The organism is Cupriavidus sp. 2TAF22, assembly GCF_052115045.1.
Lineage (GTDB): Bacteria > Pseudomonadota > Gammaproteobacteria > Burkholderiales > Burkholderiaceae > Cupriavidus.
This window is the reverse complement of sequence record NZ_JBFRFX010000048.1, coordinates 28,957-48,025: the sequence shown is the minus strand read 5'-3', so window position 1 is coordinate 48,025 and position 19,069 is coordinate 28,957. Positions and strand designations below refer to the sequence as shown.

Here is a 19,069-nt window from a genome sequence, read left to right as displayed (position 1 = left end):
GTACTACGCCTTCGGCTTCAATGGCGAGGGCTTTGCGATCAGCCCCGGCGTGGGCGAAACCATGGCGGAGCTGATCGCCACGGGCCGTACCTCGATTCCGCTGGAGCCTTATGCCATCGGGCGCTTTGCGCGTGCGCAGGTGCTGCTGGAAACGCATTGATGCTCCTCTCTCCTGCTTGCGGGAGAAAGGCCGGGGGTGAGGGCAGGCGCATGGCAAGCATCTCGGCGTACCACTTCGAGGATACGCCCGCCCTCACCCCTGCCCCTCTCCCATTGGGACCCATTGGGAGAGGGGTGCAAACACTCGCAGTTGCAGCTTTGTCAGCCGTCTCTACTCCGCCTCTTTGCTATCAGGCCTTGGCTACCGCCCGAGGCGCCACCATGTTCTCCGGGCGGAGGATCTCGGCCAGAAGCTCATTGCTAATGAGCTTCTCTGATTGCACGAGCTCCACGACGGTGCGACCTGTTTCCTGAGCTAGCCTTGCGATCCGCGTGGCATTCTCATATCCAATGTATGGATTGAGTGCTGTCACAATGCCAATTGACCGCTGGACCAGCGCGGAACACTGATCCGGATTCGCGGTAATGCCCTCGATGCATTCGCGGTCCAGCATACGCACCGCCCGATCGAGTAGCCGGATGGAGTCAAAGAGCTTATATGCAATGAGGGGCTCCATGGCATTGAGCTGCAACTGACCAGCCTCGGCCGCCAGGGTAAGCGCGGCATCATTGCCTGCAATTTCATACGCCACCTGGTTCATCGCCTCCGGAATGACCGGATTGACTTTGCCGGGCATGATCGAGCTGCCAGGCTGGCGCGGCGGAAGGTTGATTTCCGCAAGGCCAGCCCGGGGACCGCTCGACAGCAAACGCAAGTCATTGCTGATTTTCGAGAGCCGCAGGGCGGTCCTCTTGATCAGACCTGAAAGCAATACGAAATCGCCCATATCCGATGTCGCCGCAATGAGGTTGGATGCGGAACAAATCTGGAACCCGGAGAGCTCCGACAATTCCTCGATGGCGATCGCCTGGTAGCTCGGGTCGGCGTTGATGCCAGTGCCGATCGCCGTACCACCTAGATTAACGGCGCATAGCGCTGCCGGGATGAGCGCGCGAAGCTGCTCGAGGTCCGCGGATACGGTGTCAGCCATGGCACGGAACTCCTGTCCAAGCGTCATCGGAACCGCATCCTGGAGTTGGGTGCGGCCCATCTTCAGGATGGCGTCGAACTGCTCCGCCTTGCTCGCCAGGGTCGCAGCGAGGTGGCTGAGGCTCTCCAATAGCGGGAGATGGGCAAGCAGCAGGCCCACACGGATGGCGCTTGGATACGCATCATTAGTCGATTGCGACATATTGATGTCGTTATTGGGATGGAGGTGCCTGTAATCGCCCTTTTCTTGTCCCAGGTGTTCCAGTGCACGGTTGGCAAGCACTTCATTGACATTCATGTTAGACGAGGTTCCCGCGCCGCCCTGGATCATGTCAACAACAAACTCGTCATGTAACGCACCGTCAATGACTTCCGCGCATGCCTTTGCAATGGCGGCATGCTTGGCCGCATCCAGCAGGCCGATCCGGTAATTGGCATTGGCGGCCGCATGTTTGACAAGGGCCAGCGCTTTGACCAATTCCGCGTACTCGCCAATGCGGCGGCCGGAGAGATGAAAATTCTCCTTTGCTCGCAGCGTTTGCACGCCGTAGTACAAGGTGTTATCGAGGCTTCGGACGCCCAGGAAGTCTTTCTCCTGGCGAGTGGATTGAAGTGTGGTCATGGTGTGGCTGAAGTGCTGAGCGGTTGAAATTACGGCGCGGTCGCCAGCGCACGCAGGGCGACTTCGCAGAACCAGCGCATGCCCAACGGCAGCGCATCGTCGTTGAAGTCGTAGCAAGGGTGGTGCAGCGGACGCTCGCCGTCTGGCCCCGGTTCGGCACGGCCCTGGCCGAGCCAGAGATAGGCGCCGGGCTTTTGCTGCAGCATGAAGGCAAAGTCTTCCGAGGTGAAGGCGGCACGCGGAGCGATCTGTGCCTGCAAGCCGATGGCTCGTGCCGCGTCCAGGGCCAGCGCGGCCTCGGCCGGCGTATTCACGGTGGCCGGGTAGTAACGCACGTAGTTGACCTCAACCTGCGTGCCGCTCGCCCGCGCCACGCCATCGGCCATGGCACGCAGCGCGGTCTCGATGCGGTCCTGCGACGCGGCATCGAAGCTGCGCACCGTGCCGGTGATCTGCACTTCGGCCGGCAGCACGTTGTGGCTGTGCCCGCCCTCGATGCGCGTGACCGACAGCACGGCCGATTCGCCGGGGTCGATGCGGCGCGCCACGATGGTGTGCAATTGCGACACGAGCTGGCTGGCGGCAAGGATGGCGTCGGGGGTGTGGTGCGGTTGCGCGGCATGACCGCCGCGCCCGCGCAGCACGATGTCGAACCGGTCGGCGGCCGCCATGATGGCGCCGGGGCGCGTCTGGGCGTGACCCAGCGGCAGGTCGGGCCAGTTGTGCAGCGCATAGACGCTGTCGCAGGGAAAGCGCTCGAACAGGCCGTCTTCGATCATCCGGCGCGCGCCGCCCTGGCCTTCTTCGGCCGGCTGGAAGATGAAGTGCACCGTACCGTCGACGCCGGTGCGCGCAAGCTGCCGAGCGGCGCCGACGAGCATGCTGGTATGGCCATCGTGTCCGCAGCCGTGGTGCTTGCCAGGCGTGCGGCTGGCATGAGGCGCGCGGCCAAGCTCCACCATGGGCAGCGCGTCCATATCTGCGCGCAGGCCCACGGTCCGCTCGCCCTGGCCGCCGCGCAGCGTGCCCACCACGCCGGTGCCGCCAATGCCCTCGTGCACCGTAAGGCCCAGCAAACGCAACGACTGCGCCACGATACCTGCCGTGCGATGCTCCTCGTAGGCCAGCTCAGGATTGGCATGCAGGTCGCGGCGCAGCGCGACCAGGTCCGGCAGCAGGTCGGCCACCGGTTCGGCGATCATGCCCCAGGTCACAGGCCTACCTCCGAAGCGTCAACGAGCTGCGCCACCGTGTGAAAGTGGTAGTCCAGAGTAGGGACCTTGAAATCCCGAAGGGCCATGAGAACGCTCCTGAAAGGTTGGATGCCAAGAAGACACAGCACAGCCGGGCAGTCATGCTGCGTGGCACAAGCTTAAGAGCAGTCGCACCGACGATGGTGCCGATCGCAGCGCGCCGCACCGCAGTGAATTGCGTTTTGCCGCAGCGTACGAGCAGATTGTTGGGCCGCCTCAAATGGATCCAGCGGTCGAGTCAGTGCGCGTGCTCACCTCGGAACTGATTGACGATCTGGGCGCGACGGCTTGCCGACACCGTCGACTATGTGAGCGGCATTGCCCGCCTCAATGACTTTGGCGGAACCTGGGACACCTACGCCATCCGCGGCTTCAGCAGCACGGATATGGGATACCTGATGAACGGTTTTCCCGGATCACGCGGATACAATCCGATGCGCGACGCCTCAACGGTTGAGCGCTTCGAATTCCTGAAGGGTCCCGCTGCGGCGCTGTACGGCAGCAGCGAACCTGGCGGCACCATCAATATCGTCACGAAGAAACCGAGGTTCACCCGCGCCACGACGGCGGAACTCAGTGCCGGGACGCTTGGCTTCGCACGCGCCACGGTCGACACCACCGGCCCGATCAACGACAAGGTGGCATATCGCCTGAACGACGCATGAAAACCAGCGTAATGTTGGCGCCCATCTTCAGGATGAGGTTTCGCTTGGAGAGCGATGGAAGCTGCTGGCGGGCGTCCGGTTCGACAACTACCGAGCCGGTGCATGGCTCTGCGCCCGACATCGATGGGAAGAATCTGGCGAACCCCATCGGGATAATCTGGTCAGGCACCATGATGCTCGATTTCCTCGACACGGATGGCGATGCAGGGCGGAAGGCGCACGATGCCATACTCGTAGAGCCGGCCATGCCGCAACAACCGCTATCGAGCAGCGTCCAGTTGGCGCCCATGCGCTTGAGCAATGTCTGCTCGCCCTGCGTGCCGAACAGCGATTTCTGGTGGCAGTGCGCGTGGATCAGGACGTCGATCTCGTAGCGCGGCGGCTGGTAACCCTGGTCGGCCAGGAAGTCCGCCAGCATCCAGGTCCGCGACGCCAGCCGCCTAGCGCGGGGATCGTCCGGGAAGTGCCGCAGGAGTTCGTCCTTGAATACTGACATGCAGCCGGGTTCAAGCCCCACGATGGCGGCCTCGCTTTCGTCTGAATCGAAGTAGGGCGCGAGGGAATCCAGGATATCGGCAAGCTTGGCTTTGGCCATATCCAGCAGGCCAAAGTCATAAAGCGGACGGCCGCAGCACAGCTTGCGTTCCGGCAACACGGCGTGGAAGCCCGCGTGCTGCAAGACCTTGGTCGCGGCCATGGCGATTTCCGGATGGAAGTTCTCGCAGAATGTGTCGACCCACAGGATCACGGGCTTCTGCGCGGGGGCATCGGCCACCGCGACGTGAGCCGCAGTCCTGCCCCGGTACGCTGCAAGTTGCGCCCGGAAGGGCGTGGTGGCGAACTGGGGCAGTTCACGGCTATCGGCCACGCCTGCAATGCGCTTGGCGATGGCGCGCAGCACCGGTGTCTGGGTAAGAAAGTTGGCCAGGCGTGGCACGCGCGCGGCAAAGGGCGCCCACTCCCCGATACGGCCCATAAACCAGGCCTGGCGCGGGCGGCGCTTGTCTTCGTAGTAGTGCGAAAGTAACTCAGCCTTGTAGGCGGCCATGTCCACATGGGTGGGGCAATCGCTGCGGCAGCCCTTGCATGAGAGGCAGGTATCGAGCGCCTCCTTGACCGGCTCGCTGCGCCTGAGAACCGGCCGGTCGACATGACCGCAAAAATGTCCGTTTCAACTTGGAAGCTGCCGTTGGGGCTGCGCGGGGCCGAACGGCAGAAGAGGGTTGCGGATTCAACCGGTCAACGCAACAGAGATCCCAGCCCAGGCTTTCCAGTCGGCGCAATGCCGGATGCGGGCAGCCGTGCCACAGGTGCCACTTGGCGCCATGCAGCGCCTTGATCAAGGCTGCGTTGCTAGGACCGTCGTCGCAGCGTGCCGGCCTGCCCTTGATCATCTGTTCGAGGTTCTGTACCCGCATGGCGATGTGGAACCAATCGAGAGCGTACTCACCGCGATCACCAGGCTGAGCCTGTTATTTCAGCTGCTAATACACATGGGATAGGTGCATCCTGCCATCGCGTCCGCCACACGACCGGAGCGAAATTGATGCGAGTGACGAAGAACCCGAAGCTTGTTCAGCTTCCGCTTGGACATACGAGTCTCAATACGACGATGAAGTATGTCCACCCCGATATCGACGAGATGCGGGATTTGGTTTCGTATCTTTAGCGGATGGAATGTTGGCAGCTACGGGAGGTTCGGGCACCCTCTCGATTGGGAGGCGACCTGATGCGGGCGCTCTCACGATACCCTGGCGGGTAAATCTTGCCATTTTGGAGCGGGAAACGAGGCTCGGACTCGCGACCTCGATCTTGGCAAGGTTGCGCTCTACCAACTGAGCGACTCCCGCTTGTTTGGCTCCCCGACCTGGGCTCGAACCAGGGACCTACGGATTAACAGTCCGGCGCTCTACCAACTGAGCTATCGGGGAACAAACACCGCAATTGTGAATCGTGCGGAGGCCGGATTGTACACCAGTATTGGAAAATGTTGGCCAACAAATCTTTGCCCCCGACGTCGTCCCTTCCGGGGCACCGCGGGACGAACGCGTAGCGCATGCCGTTCTCAGGCGGACAACGCAGGCTCGCCCAGTAGCGCCCGCACCTCGTCCTGCGTGGGCGCGTAGGCCCCGGCCCGGGTCGCCGCGATGGCCGCGGTGGCCGCCGCCCAGCAAGCCTGGCGCTGTGGCGTGGCCTCGGGATCGAGCAGCAGCCCCGCCATCCATCCGCCCATGGCTGCGTCGCCACAGCCCACGGTATCCACCACCGCTACCGCGAAGGCCGGCTGCTCGCAGGCACCGTCGGCGTGCAGCAGCGTCATGCCCTGGGCGCCGCGGGTCAGCAGCACGCTGGCTTGCGGCGCCAGCGCGCGCAGCGCGGCCAGCGCGGCGGCTTCGTCCAGCGCGGGATAGAGTCCGCGCAGATCCTCGTCCGACACCTTGATGTGGTCGGCCAGACCCGCCAGGTGGGCGAACACGGCCTGATAGCCGGGCTCGCGCATCGGCGCGCGGAAATTGGGATCGAAGGCGATGCGCTTGCCCGCCGCCGCGGCCAGCGTCGCCTCTTCGCACAGGCGGGCGGCCAGCGGCTGGCGCGCCAGGCTCAGCGAGCCGAAGTGCACGGTGCGCGCGGCCTGTCGCCAGCCCGGCGGCAACCTGGCGGGATCGAAGTAAAGGTCGGCGCTGTCGTCGCCGACGAAGAAATACTGGGGCGGATGCTGGGCGCCCACAAAGGCCAGCAGCGGCGAGCGCGCCACGCGCTGCAGATAGCGCGCATCGAGCCCGGCTTCGGCGCTGGCCCGGGCCAGCTGGTCGCCCAGCGTATCGACGCTGACCGCGCCCGCGAAGGCGGTCGGCACACCCAGCCGCGCGCCCACGCGCGCCACGTTCCAGCACGAGCCGCCCGGCAGGCCGAGCCAGTCCTGGCCACCCTGGTGGACCATGTCGGTGAGGGCTTCGCCGAACACCACATAGGTGGGCGATGGAGTTGTCGTCATATTGCTCTCGCTGTGTCGTGTGAGGCGGTGCCTCAGCCCTGCCAGTCGGACGAAGCGGCCAGCGCGCGGCGGATCAGGCCGGCGGTGGAGGCGTCGTGCGCCCGGGCCGGGCCGCCTTCGAGTTCGCTGGCGATGGGCGCGGCCAGTTGCTTGCCCAGCTCCACGCCCCATTGGTCGAAGGAGTTGATGTTCCACAGCACGCCCTGGACGAAGGTGCGATGCTCCGACAACGCGATCAGCGCGCCGAGATGCCAGGGGTCCAGCCGTTGCAGCAGCAGCGTGTTGCTGGGACGGTTGCCCTCGAACACCAGGTGCGGCACCAGCGCCTCGTCCTGCACGCCCAGCGCCCGCACCTCGTCGGCGGTGCGCCCGCGCAGCAGCGCCTCGCCCTGGGCGAAGCAGTTGGCCAGCAGCTTGCTGTGATGGCCGGGAACGGGAAACACCGGCTCCAGCGTGGCGATGAAGTCCACCGGCATCCAGTGCGAGCCCTGGTGCACCATCTGGAAATAGGCGTGCTGGCCGTTGGTGCCGGTGGTGCCCCACACCACGGGCGCGGTGCCGCGCTCTGCCACGCTGCCGTCCAGCTGCACCGACTTGCCGTTACTCTCCATTTCCAGCTGCTGCAGGAAGGCCGGCAGCAGCTCCAGCGGCTCGCAATACGGCGCCACGCAGCGGCTGGCGGTGCCGAGGAAGCTGCGGTACCAGACGTCGAGCAGGCCCAGGATCAGCGGCATATTGGCGCGCGGCTCGGTATCGGCGAAGTGCCGGTCCATGGCGCGCGCACCGTCCAGCAACTGGCGAAAGCGCGCAAAGCCCACCGCCAGCGCGATCGACAGGCCCACCGCCGACCACAGCGAGAAGCGCCCGCCCACCCAGTCCCAGAACGGGAACATATTGACGGGGTCGATGCCGAACGCCGCCACCGCATCGCGATTGGTGGAAACGGCCACGAAATGCCGCGCCAGCTTGTCCCGCGGCACGCCCTGGCGCAGGAACCAGTCGCGCGCGGTGTTGGCGTTGACCATGGTTTCCAGCGTGGTGAAGGTCTTCGAGCAGACCACCACCAGCGTGCCGGCCACGTCCAGCCGCGCCAGCACGCGCGCCAGGTCGCTGCCGTCCACGTTGGCGACGAAGTGCATGCGCGGGCCGGCGTCATCGAGATGGGCCAGCGCGCGGCACACCATGCGCGGGCCCAGGTCCGAGCCGCCGATGCCGATATTGACCACGTCGGTGATCACGCGGCCATCCCAGCCGCGCCACTCGCCACCGCGCACGGCCTCGGTGAAGCGTTCCATCTGCGCGAGTACCGCCGCCACCTCGCCGGCCACCGGCACACCCTGGGCCTGGAAGTCGTCTTCGGGTCGCGCGCGCAGCGCCACGTGCAGCGCGGCGCGACGTTCGGTGACGTTGACCGGCTCACCGCGGAACATGGCGTCGCGCCGCTCTGCCACCCCGGCCTCGCTGGCCAGCGCGAACAGCAGGTTCAGGGTGGTGTCGTCGACGCGGTTCTTGGCGTAGTCCAGCGTCAGGCCGGCAGCTTCCACCACGAAGCTGGCGCCGCGCGCCTCGCCCGCGCGGCCTTCGAACCAGTCGCGCAGGCGCGCCTGGCGGATGGTCTGCGCGTGGATCTGCAGGCGGTGCCAGCTGGGCAGGGATTGGGACATCTTCAATGCTCCTCGATGCTTGGGGAAAAACCGCGGCGGGCCATGCAAGGCACGCCGCGCACGACTCACAGTTCCTCGTGCCACACTGCGCCATCGCGCGACAGCAGCGCGCTGGACGAGGCCGGGCCCCAGGTGCCGGCGGTGTACAGCTTGGGCGACGTATTGTTCAGGTGCCAGGCCTGCTGGATGGGCGCGACCCAGCGCCAGGCCTGGGCCTGCTCGTCGCGCCGCACGAACAGCCCCAGGCGACCGCGGATCACGTCGAGCAGCAGGCGCTCGTAGGCGCCCATCTTGCGATCGTTGCGGTTGCCCTGCCAGCGCGGCAGCATGCGCTGCAGGTCCAGCGTGGCGGGTTGCAGCGCCTGCGTGTCGCCCGGCGCCTTGACCATGAAGTCCAGGCGGATGCTCTCCTCGGGCTGCAGGGTGATGACCAGGCGGTTGCCTGGCTCATGGTCGAGCGAACGCGGGAACAGCGAATAGGGCACGTCGCGGAACTGCACGACGATCTCCGCCAGGCGCTCCTGCATGCGCTTGCCCGTGCGCAGGTAGAACGGCACGCCGGCCCAGCGCCAGTTGGCGATCTCGGCCTTGATGGCGACGAAGGTCTCGGTCTGGCTGTCGGACGGGATGGCGGACTCGTTGACGTAGCCGGTCACCGCGTCGCCGCTGGCGGCGCCGCGGCAATACTGGCCGCGCACCACTTTCTCTGCCACCTCGTCGAGCGCGATGGGCTTGAGCGCCTTGAGGATCTTCAGCTTCTCGTCGCGGATGGCATCTTCCGACAGGCTCGAAGGCGGCTCCATGGCCACCATGCACAGCAGTTGCAGCAGGTGGTTCTGCACCATGTCGCGCAGCGCACCGATGCCGTCATAGAAGGCACCGCGCTTGTCCACGCCGATCTCCTCGGCAATGGTGATCTGCACGTCGCGCACCCATTCGCGCCGCCACAGCGGCTCGAACAGCGCATTGGCAAAGCGCATCGCCATCAGGTTCTGCACCGACTCCTTGCCCAGGTAATGGTCGATGCGATAGATCTGGTCCTCGGCGAAATGCCGCGACACCGCGGTATTGATGGCGTCGGACGAGGCCAGGTCGTGGCCCAGCGGCTTCTCCAGCACGATGCGCACGCCAGCGTGGTTCAACCCGGTGCGCGCCAGCTGGTCGCAGATCGGCACGAACAGGTGCGGCCCGGTCGCCAGGTAGAACACCACCACCGGCGCGGCCCGGCTGCGCACCACCTCGGCCAGCGCATCGAAGCCCTCCGGGGCATTGGCGTCCACCTGCAGATAGACGATGCGCTCCACGAAAGGCTGCCACGCTTCAGCCGCCGCGGCGGCGGGCAAGCCGGGACGCACCTTGGCTTCCAGCATCGCCAGGTAGGCATCCAGGCCGAGCGGCTGGCTGCCCAGCGCAAGGATGCGCCCGCGCGGGTGCAGCGATCCCACGCGGTGGGCATCGAACAGCGCCGGCAGCAGCTTGCGCGTGGCGAGATCGCCGGTGCCGCCGAAGAGGACAAAATCAAACTCGGGCACCGGGGCTACGGCTTTGCTTGGCATCATGTCACCAGTTGGTTGATATGGGTTGATATGGGTTGATATGGGTTGATATGCGTCGATGTCGGTTCGGTCGGATATGGCGCCGGCGCCGTTCAGCGCGGGGCCGCCCATCCTTTATAGTCGTTGACGTTGGCCCGCGTGACCAGCGCGGGCGCCAGCAGCACGGTGGCGCTGGCGGGCGCATGGCCATTCATCAGCCCCACGCCGATCTCCACCGCGGTCCGCGCGATGGCCCACGGGTCCTGGCTGGCCGAGGCCTGCACCAAGGTGTCGGCCTTCAGCGCGGCCTCGATGTCCGGCGCGCCGTCCACCGAGGCGATCGCGATGCCGCGCCGGTTCAGCTGGCGCGCGGCCAGGTCGGCGCCCACGGCCTGCGGGTCGTTGATGGTGAACACCGCGTCCACCTTGGGAAAGCGCGTCAGGTATAGCTGCATCACGTTGAGGCCGCCCTCGCGCGAGCCCTTGGCATCCTGGTCATCGGACAGGATGTGGATGCCGGGATGCTTGCCAAGCACCGTCTTGCAGCCCTTGACGCGGTCCAGCACCGCCGACACCGCCGGACCGTTCTGGATGATCAGGTTGCCTTGCCCGTTGAGCCTGTCGGCCAGGAAGCCGCAGGCCAGCGCGCCGGCCTGGATGTTGTCGGTCTGCACGGTGGCGTCGGCGCCGGCGGCAGCCACGTCCACCGCCACCACCACGATCCCGGCACGGCGCGCCTTCTTCACCGCTGGCTCGATGGCGCGGGCGTCGGCCGCGTTGATCAGGATCAGGTCCACCTTGGAGACGATGAAGCTGTCGATATGCGAGAACTGCTTGTTGAGGTCGTAGTCGGCCGACAGCACGGTGACCTTGGCGGCGGGGTTCACCTGCCTGGCGGCGGCCTCGGCGCCGCGCCCGAGCGCGACGAAGTACGGGTTGCCGAGCGAGCCTAGCGTGACGCCCACTTTCTTCAGTTGTCGTGCGGGCCCGGGTGCGACGACGGTGGCGGTAGCCGCCGATGCGTCCTGCGCGCCGGCGTCGCCGGGCTGGCACAGTGCCGCCAGGGACGCCAGGGCGGTCAGCGCCAGCGCCGTGAAAGATGATCTGGACATGTCGAGTCTCCTGTCGCCGTGGTTGCGCATGCCGCTCACGTGCGCGCCGAATCCTTGCGGCGGTAGCGGTCCAGCGCCACCGCGCCGATGATCACCAGGCCCTTGATGATGTATTGCCAGATGTCAGACACGCCCAGCAGCACCAGCCCGTTGGACAGCACCGCGATGATCAGCGCGCCAATCAGCGTGCCGGCGATGGAGCCCGTGCCGCCGACGAAGCTGGTGCCGCCCAGGATCACCGCGGCAATCGCATCCAGCTCGTAGGACTGGCCCAGCTGCAGCCCGTTGGCCGCGTACAGCCGCGAGGCCGACATCACGCCGCCCAGGCCGGACAGCAGACCCGATACGGCATACACGAACAGCAGCACCACCCACACCTTGATGCCCGACAGCCGCGCCGCCTCGGCATTGCCGCCCACCGCGTAGATCTGCAGGCCGAGCACGGTCCGGCGCAGCACGAACCACGACACCGCCACCACGGCGGCTGCGATCACCACCAGCCAGGGCACGCCCAGCACCTCGCCGTTGCCGATAAAGGCAAAGCCGATGTCAGGGTTGTAGATCGTGCCGTCCTGGCCCACCAGCCGGGCCAGGCCGCGCACCGCCGTCAGCGTGCCCAGCGTGACGATGAACGGCGGCAGCTTCATGAAGGCCACCAGCACGCCGTTGACGAGACCGAACAGCAACCCGCAGGCCAGCGCCGCCGGCACGCCCAGCGCGCCGAGCTGCGGCACCAGCGATACCAGCATGGCCACCACCGCCGAGATGGAAAGGATGGAGCCCACCGACAGGTCGATGCCGCCGGTCAGGATCACGAAGGTCATGCCCGCGGCCAGCACCATGTTGATGGACGCCTGCTGGGCCACGATGGACAGGTTCTGCAGGCTGGCGAAGTTGTCCGCCAGCAGCGAGAAGCCCAGGCACAGCAGCACCAGCACGGGCAGCATGCCGAGCGCGCGCAGGCGCTCCTGCGTGGTGGCGCGACCGTGCGCGGCGCGCTGGCCGGCTTGCGTGGTGGCCAGGACCGGCGCGGCGTTGGCCGAGCGGGCGGGATGGCGGATCGATTCATGCATGGCTGTCTCCTGCGCCGGCCGCCGCGTAAGCGCGGGCCGGCGTCGTTGTCACTGTGTGTCGCTGCGTATCTCTGTGCCGAACCGTGCCGGACTGTGCCGGACCATGCGGATCGGGGGCGGCTGGCGTGCCGCGCTCAATGCAATGGATGGCCGCCGGCCTGGGCGAACGTGCCGCCCGTGCCGCCCGGGCCGCCGTCGCGCGGGAACATCGCTTGTTCCGCCTCCTGCGCGGCCCCGGTGGCCAGGCTGATGATGCGTTCCTGCGTCTCGGCCGCGCTGGCACCGGGCAGCACTTCGCCGGCCAGCGCGCCCTCGCGCATCACCAGCACCCGGTCGCACAGGCCGACCACTTCGGGCAGCTCGCTGGAGATCAGCAGGATGGCCACGCCGCTCTCGGCCAGCGCGTTGATCAGGCGGTAGATCTCCGACTTGGCCCCGATGTCCACGCCGCGCGTGGGCTCGTCGAGGATCAGCACGCGCGGCATCATCTCCAGCAGCCGCGACAGCATCACCTTCTGCTGGTTGCCGCCCGACAGCGCGCCCACGTTGACCTGCGCGTGCGCCACGCGGATGCCCAGCATGTCGATGGCGGCGCTGGTGCGGCGGCGCGCGGCAGGCCGGTTCAGCCGGCCCAGGCCGAGCGCGTCGCGCGTGGCCACCATCAGGTTGATGTTCTCGTGCACGCTCTGGTCCAGGAACAGGCCCTGCAGCTTGCGGTCTTCGGTCAGGTAGGCGATGCCGGCGTCGATGGCGGCGCGCGGGCCGCCCGTCGGCAGCGGCACCAGCCCGGCCGGTCCGGCCACGCGCACCTCGCCGCGCACGCGCGCATCGGCGCCGAACACCAGCCGCGCCAGCTCGGTGCGCCCGGCACCGACCAGCCCGGCCAGCCCCAGTACTTCGCCGGCATGCACCTCGAAGCTGCAGCCCTTGACGCGCCGGCCGTCGGCCATGTCGCGCACCGACAGCATCACCTCGCCATGCTGGCCCGGCTTGGCATGGGTCTTGGTGTAGAAGCCCGACAGATCGCGGCCCACCATCATCTTGACCAGCGCCGCCCGGGTCAGCGCGGCGCGCTCCAGCGTGCCGACGAAACCGCCGTCGCGCAGCACCGTGACGCGGTCGGCCAGCTCGTCGATCTCAGCCATGCGGTGGCTGATGTAGAGGATGGCCATGCCCTCGCCGCGCAGCTGCCGGATCAGCGCGAACAGCCGGTCGGTCTCGTGGGTGGACAGCGGCGTGGTGGGCTCGTCCATCACCAGGATGCGCGCATCGAAATGCACCGCGCGGGCGATCTCCACCAGCTGCCGCTGCGCGATCGACAGGCCCGCCACGCAGGCGGTGGCCGGGAAGTCCGCGCCGAGGCGCACCAGCGTGGGTTCGCACGCGCGCGCCATGTCGCCGCGCGCCACCAGTCCGTGCTTCTGCAGTGCGCGGCCCAGGTAGATGTTCTCCGCCACGCTCAGGTTGGGCGCCAGGCTCAGCTCCTGGTAGATCACCGCCACGCCCAGCGCGCGCGCCGCCTGCGGGCCGTCGATCTGCACCGGCTGGCCGTCGATGCGGCATTCGCCGCCGGGGTCGGCGATATAGGCGCCCGAGAGGATCTTCATCAGCGTGGACTTGCCGGCGCCGTTCTCGCCCATCAGCGCATGCACCTCGCCGGCGTAGGCGGTCAGCTCCACGTTGCGCAGCGCGCGCACGCCGGGGAAGGTCTTGGAGATATTGCGCAGCGCCAGCAGCGGCGCCGGGTTGTCGGTGGCGATAGTGGCGATAGTGGCGAAAGTGGCGTTGGTGGCGGCTTGGTCAGACGATGGCATGGTTGGCCTCCGGAATGATGGCGGACGCGCCCTTGAGCAGCTCCGCGCGCGGCGAGAATTTCATGAACATCGGCAGCGAGGCCGCACCCACCGCGCCGGCGTTGGCGCCGAAGCAGCCGCGCATCACGCGGGCCGGACGGCGGGCCTCGGGGGCGTTGTCGTCGAGCGCGCGCTGCAGCCGCGCGATCACCGCGTCGAGCAGGCCGGCGTCGATATCGGCGTCGAGGATCACCAGCGGCACGTCCAGCACCGCCAGCGCGGATTGCATGGCCGGCGCCAGTGCGTCGATGCAGTCGTCCAGCCATTCGGCCACGGCAGGATGGCCGGCGCGCACCTGCGTTTCGAGGTCGGCATGGCTGTCCACCGTCACGCCATGGTGCCGCAGGTGGCGCGTCAGCGCGTTGAGCGAGGCACGCGCCAGCAGGATGTCGCGGCTGCGCCCGCCGGGCGGCGCCGAGGCCAGCTTGCTGGGCGGCACCGGCATCATGCCGATGTCGCCGGCATTGCCCGACACACCGCGCACGCAATCGCCGTTGAGCACCACGCCGCCGCCGATGGCGGGGCCGAGGAAGGCATAGAGGAAGTGCTGGGCATGGTGGCCGCCGTAGAACAGCTCGGCCACCGCGGCGGCGGTGCCGTCGTTTTCGCCGAACACCGGCAGCTGCGTGGCATCGGCCAGCTCGGCGGCGAAGTCCACCGCGTCCCAGGCGCGAAAGGTAGCCTGGGACGCCGCGTCCTGCAGGTCCAGCTCGCGCAGCCAGGCGCCGAGGTTGTAGGGCTGGGCCACGCCCACGCCGAGCAGCCGCTTGCGCTCGGCCGGCGCCAGCTGCGCGCGCAGCGCGGCCACGTCGTCGCGCACCAGCGCCAGCGCCTGCTCGGGATGCGGCAGGATCATCTGGTGCGCGCGGCTGGCCAGGATCTCGCCGCCGAAGTCCACCATCACGCATTCGATGCTGGCGCGGTCCAGCCGCACGCCGATGCCGAACGCGCCCTTGGGCTCCAACCGGATCAGGCTGGCCGGCTGGCCGCGCTGCCCGTCCTGGCGGCGCCCCGCCGCGTGGATCAGGCCTTCCTCCGTGAGCGACTGCACGATGCTGCCCACCGCGGTGTTGGTGAGCTGCGCCATGCGCGCCAGGTCGGCCTTGGACGCCTCGCCGGCGTGGCGCAGGGCCAGCAGCAAGGCGCGCTCGTTGTAGAGCCGAAGGCTGGCGGAATTGACGCCGCGGCCGGATTTGCCAGAGGTCATGCTGTCTCCGAAGACTGTTCAGGCGCCGTGCGAATCACTTCTCGATCGGGTCGCGCTATTAATTAATTCACGTTGAATTAAATAAGATGGAGAGGCAGAACTCAAGAAAGGGAAAACCCGCGGAAACCGGTGGGCAGCCGCGCGCGTGTGGCCCACCATGCCTGCGCGGGGCGATGCGAAATCGAAAAGGCGCCCGTACGGGACGGCGCATGCGACGGCCCTACCCTGGCACGCCCACCGTCTCATGCACGGCGATGCCCTCGATGGGGTCCAGCGCGTCATGCCAGGGCGCGGCCGCGATCACCTGCCTGCCATGGGCATGGCCGGCGTTCCAGCGTGCCTCGATGCCATCTTCGCTGAAGTCGATATCCTTGGTCAGGTCTTCGCCGCCGAAGGGTGGCGCCTTCAGTTCCACCACGTGCATGGTGGTATGGCAGCCCCAGCCCAGCAACTCCTTGACCACGGGCGTGCCGCGCTCGGATTCGGGAATATGGCTGGCCAGTTCGCGGATCACGTGCCGCAGCCGGTGCAACTGCTTCTGGCGCGCCAGATGCGTCTCGGTGCGGCTCGAATACTGGATGTCCCGCTGCCGCCCCATCGCTTCCCAGATCGTCTGCGGCTCCGGCCCCTGCACCGGCCAGAGTTGCACGGCGAAGATCACCGAGTCACGGCGCGGGTAGTCGTCGAGCACGGCCTCGATCGGGGTGTTGGAACAGATACCGCCGTCCCAGTACGCCTCGCCCTCGATCCGGATGGCCGGAAATCCCGGCGGCAGCGCGGCGGATGCCAGCAGGTGCTCCATGCTCAGGGCGGCGTCGCGGTTGGTGTAGTAGCACATCCGCCCGCTGCAGACATTGACCATGCCGACGGTCAGCCGCATGTGCTTCTGGTTCAGGTAATCGAAGTCGACCAGCGCGCCGAGCGTCTCGCGCAATGGCGCGGTGGAGTAGAAGCCAGCCTGGTCCACGCCCAGCGGCATGCGCAGCCCCAGCCAGGCGGCGGGATTGGGCGCAAAGAAGTTCGGGATGCCCTGCGTGAGGGTGGCCAGGTTCTGCAAGGTGTTGTCCCCGCCCGAAAGCAGCCGCGTCAGCCCGAGCGGCCCGCGCTGCGCCACGCGCTCCCAGAACTCCCGCAGCCGCGGCAGGCGGTTCTCCGGCTTGTTGCCGGCGATGATCGAACCGTTGATCGCGCCGATCGACGTGCCGATCGCCCAGTCGGGCTCGATGCCTGCTTCGTGCAGCGCCTGGTAGACACCGGCCTGGTAGGCGCCCAGCGCGCCGCCGCCCTGCAGTACGAAGACCACCTGCCCGGGGATCTGCCGGCCGGGCGGGTCGGTGGCGCGATGCTGGTCTTCGGCTGGCTGGGTCCTGGTATCCATGGCGTCGGCTCCTGCGGTCAGGGGGGTGGATCCCGCGCGGGCTCTTGCGGCGCGAGCGGCAGGCGGACCTGGAACGTGGTCTCGCCGGGATGCGACTTGACGTGGATGGCCCCGCCATGCCGGTTGACCACGGTCTGGTAGGAAATATCGAGGCCGAGCCCCGTGCCCTGGCCCGGCGGCTTGGTGGTGAAGAACGGCTCGAACAGATGCGGCATGACATCGGGCGCGATGCCGGGGCCGTTGTCGATGATTTCGACCACGGCGCAGTCAAGCTCGCGGCGGGTGCGGATGACGATCGCGCGCATGATCTCGGAGATACGCTGCGCGCCGCGCCGCGTCTCTTCCATCAGCGCGCGCAGGTCCAGCGTGGCCACCAGCCAGTGCATGCAGGCGATGAACTGCGGCGCCGTCAGGTCTGCCGCGATCTGCGCCAGGCTGTCCCGGTCGATCGCCACCTTCACCAGGCACGGTGCCTGGTAGTGCTCGCCGTAGCCCAGCCGCAGGTCGCGCGCAACGGCGTCCACGACCTCGGGATCGTCGTCGACCGCGATGATGATGGGCTTGTCCATGGCGCTTTGCGAACTCGCAGTGGCGGCTCTGCAGCGTTGCCCCAGAGCCGCCGGGTGCCGGGTGGCCAGTTAAGCCTAGCACTTCAGACCGCACTTGCCAGTGCCATCTGCTCGCCCGGCCGGCGCGTTCGCCCTGTGCGGCACATGCCCCATGCGTAACAAAGCCCCTGCGGGAGCACGTGCGGTGCCATGACGAACATGCATGTCGAGCGCGGGCGACCGCAACCCGGCTGGCCGTGACTTTATTCGCCCGGCCTGTCACAAGCGGACCTCATGAAACGTCCTGTGCCACAGGGATGGCTACATGATGTCGCCGCCCCGAATTTCTCGACGAAGAAGGACACGACATGAAAGTGGTAATCATCGGAGGCAGCGGCCTCATCGCTGGCCGGCGGGAGAACTGCCCTGCCGGCCAGCGCCGCTTCCTGGCCCAGACCTCGATCGGGTAATCCAGGCCAGCTGCGGCGCTCTGCGCCATGGGTTCTACCCGATGGGGTCTACCCGTTGGGCTTTACTCGATAGGCTTTTCCGCCACGGGCAGCTGCATGCCGATGGCCATGCGGTTCCAGGCGTTGATCTGGGCAATCGTCCAGGACAGCTCGACGATTTCCTGATCGCTGAACTGGCACTTCAACGCATCGAAATCGGCATCACGGCTGCCGTGGTATTCGACGAGCTTCGTCATCGTCTCGGCCCAGTTGAGCGCGGCGCGCTCGCGATTGCTGTACAGGCCGGTCTCGCGCCACGTCGACAGGCTGTTGATGCGCTGCCACGTCTCACCTTGCTTGCGCAGATCGCGGGCATGCATGTCGAGGCAGAAGGCGCAGCCGTTGAGTTGCGAGACGCGGGTCTGCACGAGTTCGATCAGGCTCGCGCCGAGCGAAGACTTTGCCGTGGCGGCACTGACGCCGACCATCGCTTGATAAGCCTTGGGAGAGATATCGGTCCAGGGGAGTCGCGGCTGGTTCATGTTTTCACCTTGAGTAAGTGCTTGGGATACACATGCTCAAGACGTCTGAGGGGGCTGGTTTGTGACAGCGAGCTCCCGACCCAGCGCGGCGGCAATGCGCGCAAGCTTGTCGGGATTGCGCTGGACATAGATGCGCACGATGCGCTCACCATCCGTTTCGATGGCCAGGGCCGATTCGATCGCGCCGTTGATGAAGCGCAGCAGGCCCCATTGGCCATTGAGCGTGACGACTTCGAACTGCATGGCGCCGGGATACCGCAGCGTTGTGGCGAGGAAAAGCTGCGCGATACGCTGGCCACCGACGAGCGGAACGCCAAAGCTCGGCACCTTGCCGCCGCCATCGCCGATCAGCTGCGCGTCGTCGGCAAGCATCGCTTTCAGCGCGGTGAACTCGCCGCGTGTCGCGGCGTCGGCGAACCCGCGCAACAGGCGGAGCTGGGTCTCGCGGGGGACCACATGGCGGGGCCGCTCGTCCTGCAACTGTATCTTCGCGCGATGGACGATCTGCCGGCATGCGCTCTCGGTCTTGCCCAGCGCCTCGGCCACTTCGCCATAGTCTGCATCGAACACTTCCCGCAGCAAGAACGCTGCGCGGGCTTCGGGCCCCAGGCGCTCCAGTATCGCGAGAAAGGCGATGGATACGTCGTCGGCGCGCTCCAGGATGTGCTCTGGCGTGACCGGGGATTCGGACAGCAGCGGCTCCGGCAGCCATGTGCCAATGTAGTGTTCGCGCTGGACCTTGGCGGTGCGCAGCCTGTCGATCGCCAGGCGCGTGGTGACGGAAACCAGCCAGGCCTCCGTACTGTCCAGATCCTCGCTTGCGGCTTCGTGCCAGCGCAGCCAGGCGTCCTGCACGACTTCTTCTGCCTCGGCGGCAGAGCCCAGCATGCGATAGGCGATGCCCTGCAAGCGAGGGCGAAGGCGGGTAAAGGTGTCGGTCTTGTCGTTCATGGCAGCCTCTAGACGATTGGCACCCCCGGCTTGTGACATCCGCGCCGGTTCGGAGCCGGCGCCGGATAGCGA

At 67.1% G+C, this 19,069-nt stretch carries 14 protein-coding genes, 2 tRNA genes and 4 pseudogenes; 4 read left to right on the top strand and 16 right to left on the bottom strand.

Annotation, left to right across the window (positions count from 1 at the left end):
• A pseudogene (locus tag AB4Z48_RS34805) lies at positions 1–160 on the top strand (sarcosine oxidase subunit beta); the annotation flags it as partial.
• Positions 161–350: 190 nt separating this feature from the next.
• Here AB4Z48_RS34805 and AB4Z48_RS34800 read toward each other — a convergent pair.
• Both AB4Z48_RS34800 and AB4Z48_RS34795 read right to left on the bottom strand, forming a co-directional pair.
• Positions 351–1,772, bottom strand: coding sequence for an aspartate ammonia-lyase (locus tag AB4Z48_RS34800; protein WP_441622507.1), 1,422 nt, complete (start codon positions 1,770–1,772; stop codon positions 351–353).
• 29 nt (positions 1,773–1,801) lie between these two features.
• Complete coding sequence (locus AB4Z48_RS34795) at positions 1,802–2,986, bottom strand: M20 aminoacylase family protein (RefSeq protein ID WP_441622505.1); 1,185 nt, start codon at positions 2,984–2,986, stop codon at positions 1,802–1,804.
• A 274-nt stretch (positions 2,987–3,260) separates the two neighbouring features.
• Between AB4Z48_RS34795 and AB4Z48_RS34790 the strand changes: the two are divergent.
• Positions 3,261–3,681, top strand: a pseudogene (locus tag AB4Z48_RS34790) (TonB-dependent receptor plug domain-containing protein); the annotation flags it as partial.
• 101 nt (positions 3,682–3,782) lie between these two features.
• Positions 3,783–4,064: pseudogene (locus AB4Z48_RS34785) on the top strand (isocitrate/isopropylmalate family dehydrogenase); the annotation flags it as partial.
• 876 nt (positions 4,065–4,940) lie between these two features.
• On the opposite strand, the pseudogene AB4Z48_RS34780 reads toward AB4Z48_RS34785, so the two are convergent.
• Positions 4,941–5,150 (bottom strand): annotated as a pseudogene (locus AB4Z48_RS34780) (ISKra4-like element ISBte1 family transposase); the annotation flags it as partial.
• 14 nt (positions 5,151–5,164) lie between these two features.
• On the opposite strand from AB4Z48_RS34780, the gene AB4Z48_RS34775 reads away from it, so the two are divergent.
• Entirely contained in the window at positions 5,165–5,359 is a 195-nt protein-coding gene (locus AB4Z48_RS34775) for a tyrosine-type recombinase/integrase (RefSeq protein ID WP_441622514.1), read from the top strand.
• 105 nt (positions 5,360–5,464) lie between these two features.
• Here the strand turns inward: AB4Z48_RS34775 and AB4Z48_RS34770 are convergent.
• From AB4Z48_RS34770 to AB4Z48_RS34710, 13 genes are all read right to left on the bottom strand, one after another.
• Positions 5,465–5,540, bottom strand: a tRNA-Gly gene (locus AB4Z48_RS34770).
• Between the two features lie 5 nt (positions 5,541–5,545).
• Positions 5,546–5,621 (bottom strand) — tRNA-Asn (locus tag AB4Z48_RS34765).
• 134 nt (positions 5,622–5,755) lie between these two features.
• Entirely contained in the window at positions 5,756–6,685 is a 930-nt protein-coding gene (locus AB4Z48_RS34760) for a carbohydrate kinase family protein (protein ID WP_441622503.1), read from the bottom strand.
• A 32-nt stretch (positions 6,686–6,717) separates the two neighbouring features.
• Positions 6,718–8,349 (bottom strand): glucose-6-phosphate isomerase, encoded by a 1,632-nt coding sequence (pgi, locus tag AB4Z48_RS34755; protein ID WP_441622501.1) that lies wholly within the window; start codon positions 8,347–8,349, stop codon positions 6,718–6,720.
• 65 nt (positions 8,350–8,414) lie between these two features.
• Positions 8,415–9,905, bottom strand: coding sequence for a glucose-6-phosphate dehydrogenase (gene zwf, locus AB4Z48_RS34750; protein WP_441622512.1), 1,491 nt, complete (start codon positions 9,903–9,905; stop codon positions 8,415–8,417).
• 92 nt (positions 9,906–9,997) lie between these two features.
• Positions 9,998–10,996: an ABC transporter substrate-binding protein gene (locus AB4Z48_RS34745; protein WP_441622499.1), complete on the bottom strand. Its 999-nt coding sequence runs from the start codon at positions 10,994–10,996 to the stop codon at positions 9,998–10,000.
• A 35-nt stretch (positions 10,997–11,031) separates the two neighbouring features.
• Positions 11,032–12,069 (bottom strand): ABC transporter permease subunit, encoded by a 1,038-nt coding sequence (locus tag AB4Z48_RS34740; protein WP_441622497.1) that lies wholly within the window; start codon positions 12,067–12,069, stop codon positions 11,032–11,034.
• 134 nt (positions 12,070–12,203) lie between these two features.
• A complete protein-coding gene (locus AB4Z48_RS34735) occupies positions 12,204–13,883 on the bottom strand; it encodes a sugar ABC transporter ATP-binding protein (protein WP_441622495.1) in 1,680 nt (559 codons plus the stop codon).
• On the bottom strand, positions 13,870–15,129 hold the full coding sequence (locus AB4Z48_RS34730) for an ROK family protein (protein WP_441622493.1): 1,260 nt from the start codon (positions 15,127–15,129) through the stop codon (positions 13,870–13,872). The genes AB4Z48_RS34735 and AB4Z48_RS34730 overlap by 14 nt, the downstream gene beginning before the upstream one ends.
• A 220-nt stretch (positions 15,130–15,349) precedes the next feature.
• Complete coding sequence (locus AB4Z48_RS34725; protein WP_441622491.1) at positions 15,350–16,507, bottom strand: patatin-like phospholipase family protein; 1,158 nt, start codon at positions 16,505–16,507, stop codon at positions 15,350–15,352.
• 17 nt (positions 16,508–16,524) lie between these two features.
• Positions 16,525–17,076 (bottom strand): hybrid sensor histidine kinase/response regulator, encoded by a 552-nt coding sequence (locus tag AB4Z48_RS34720; RefSeq protein WP_441622489.1) that lies wholly within the window; start codon positions 17,074–17,076, stop codon positions 16,525–16,527.
• 511 nt (positions 17,077–17,587) lie between these two features.
• Positions 17,588–18,046: a carboxymuconolactone decarboxylase family protein gene (locus AB4Z48_RS34715; protein ID WP_441622487.1), complete on the bottom strand. Its 459-nt coding sequence runs from the start codon at positions 18,044–18,046 to the stop codon at positions 17,588–17,590.
• A 36-nt stretch (positions 18,047–18,082) separates the two neighbouring features.
• Positions 18,083–18,997 carry an RNA polymerase sigma-70 factor gene (locus tag AB4Z48_RS34710; RefSeq protein ID WP_441622485.1) on the bottom strand — a complete coding sequence of 305 codons (915 nt, stop codon included), beginning with the start codon at positions 18,995–18,997 and terminating at the stop codon, positions 18,083–18,085.
• Positions 18,998–19,069 lie beyond the last annotated feature (72 nt).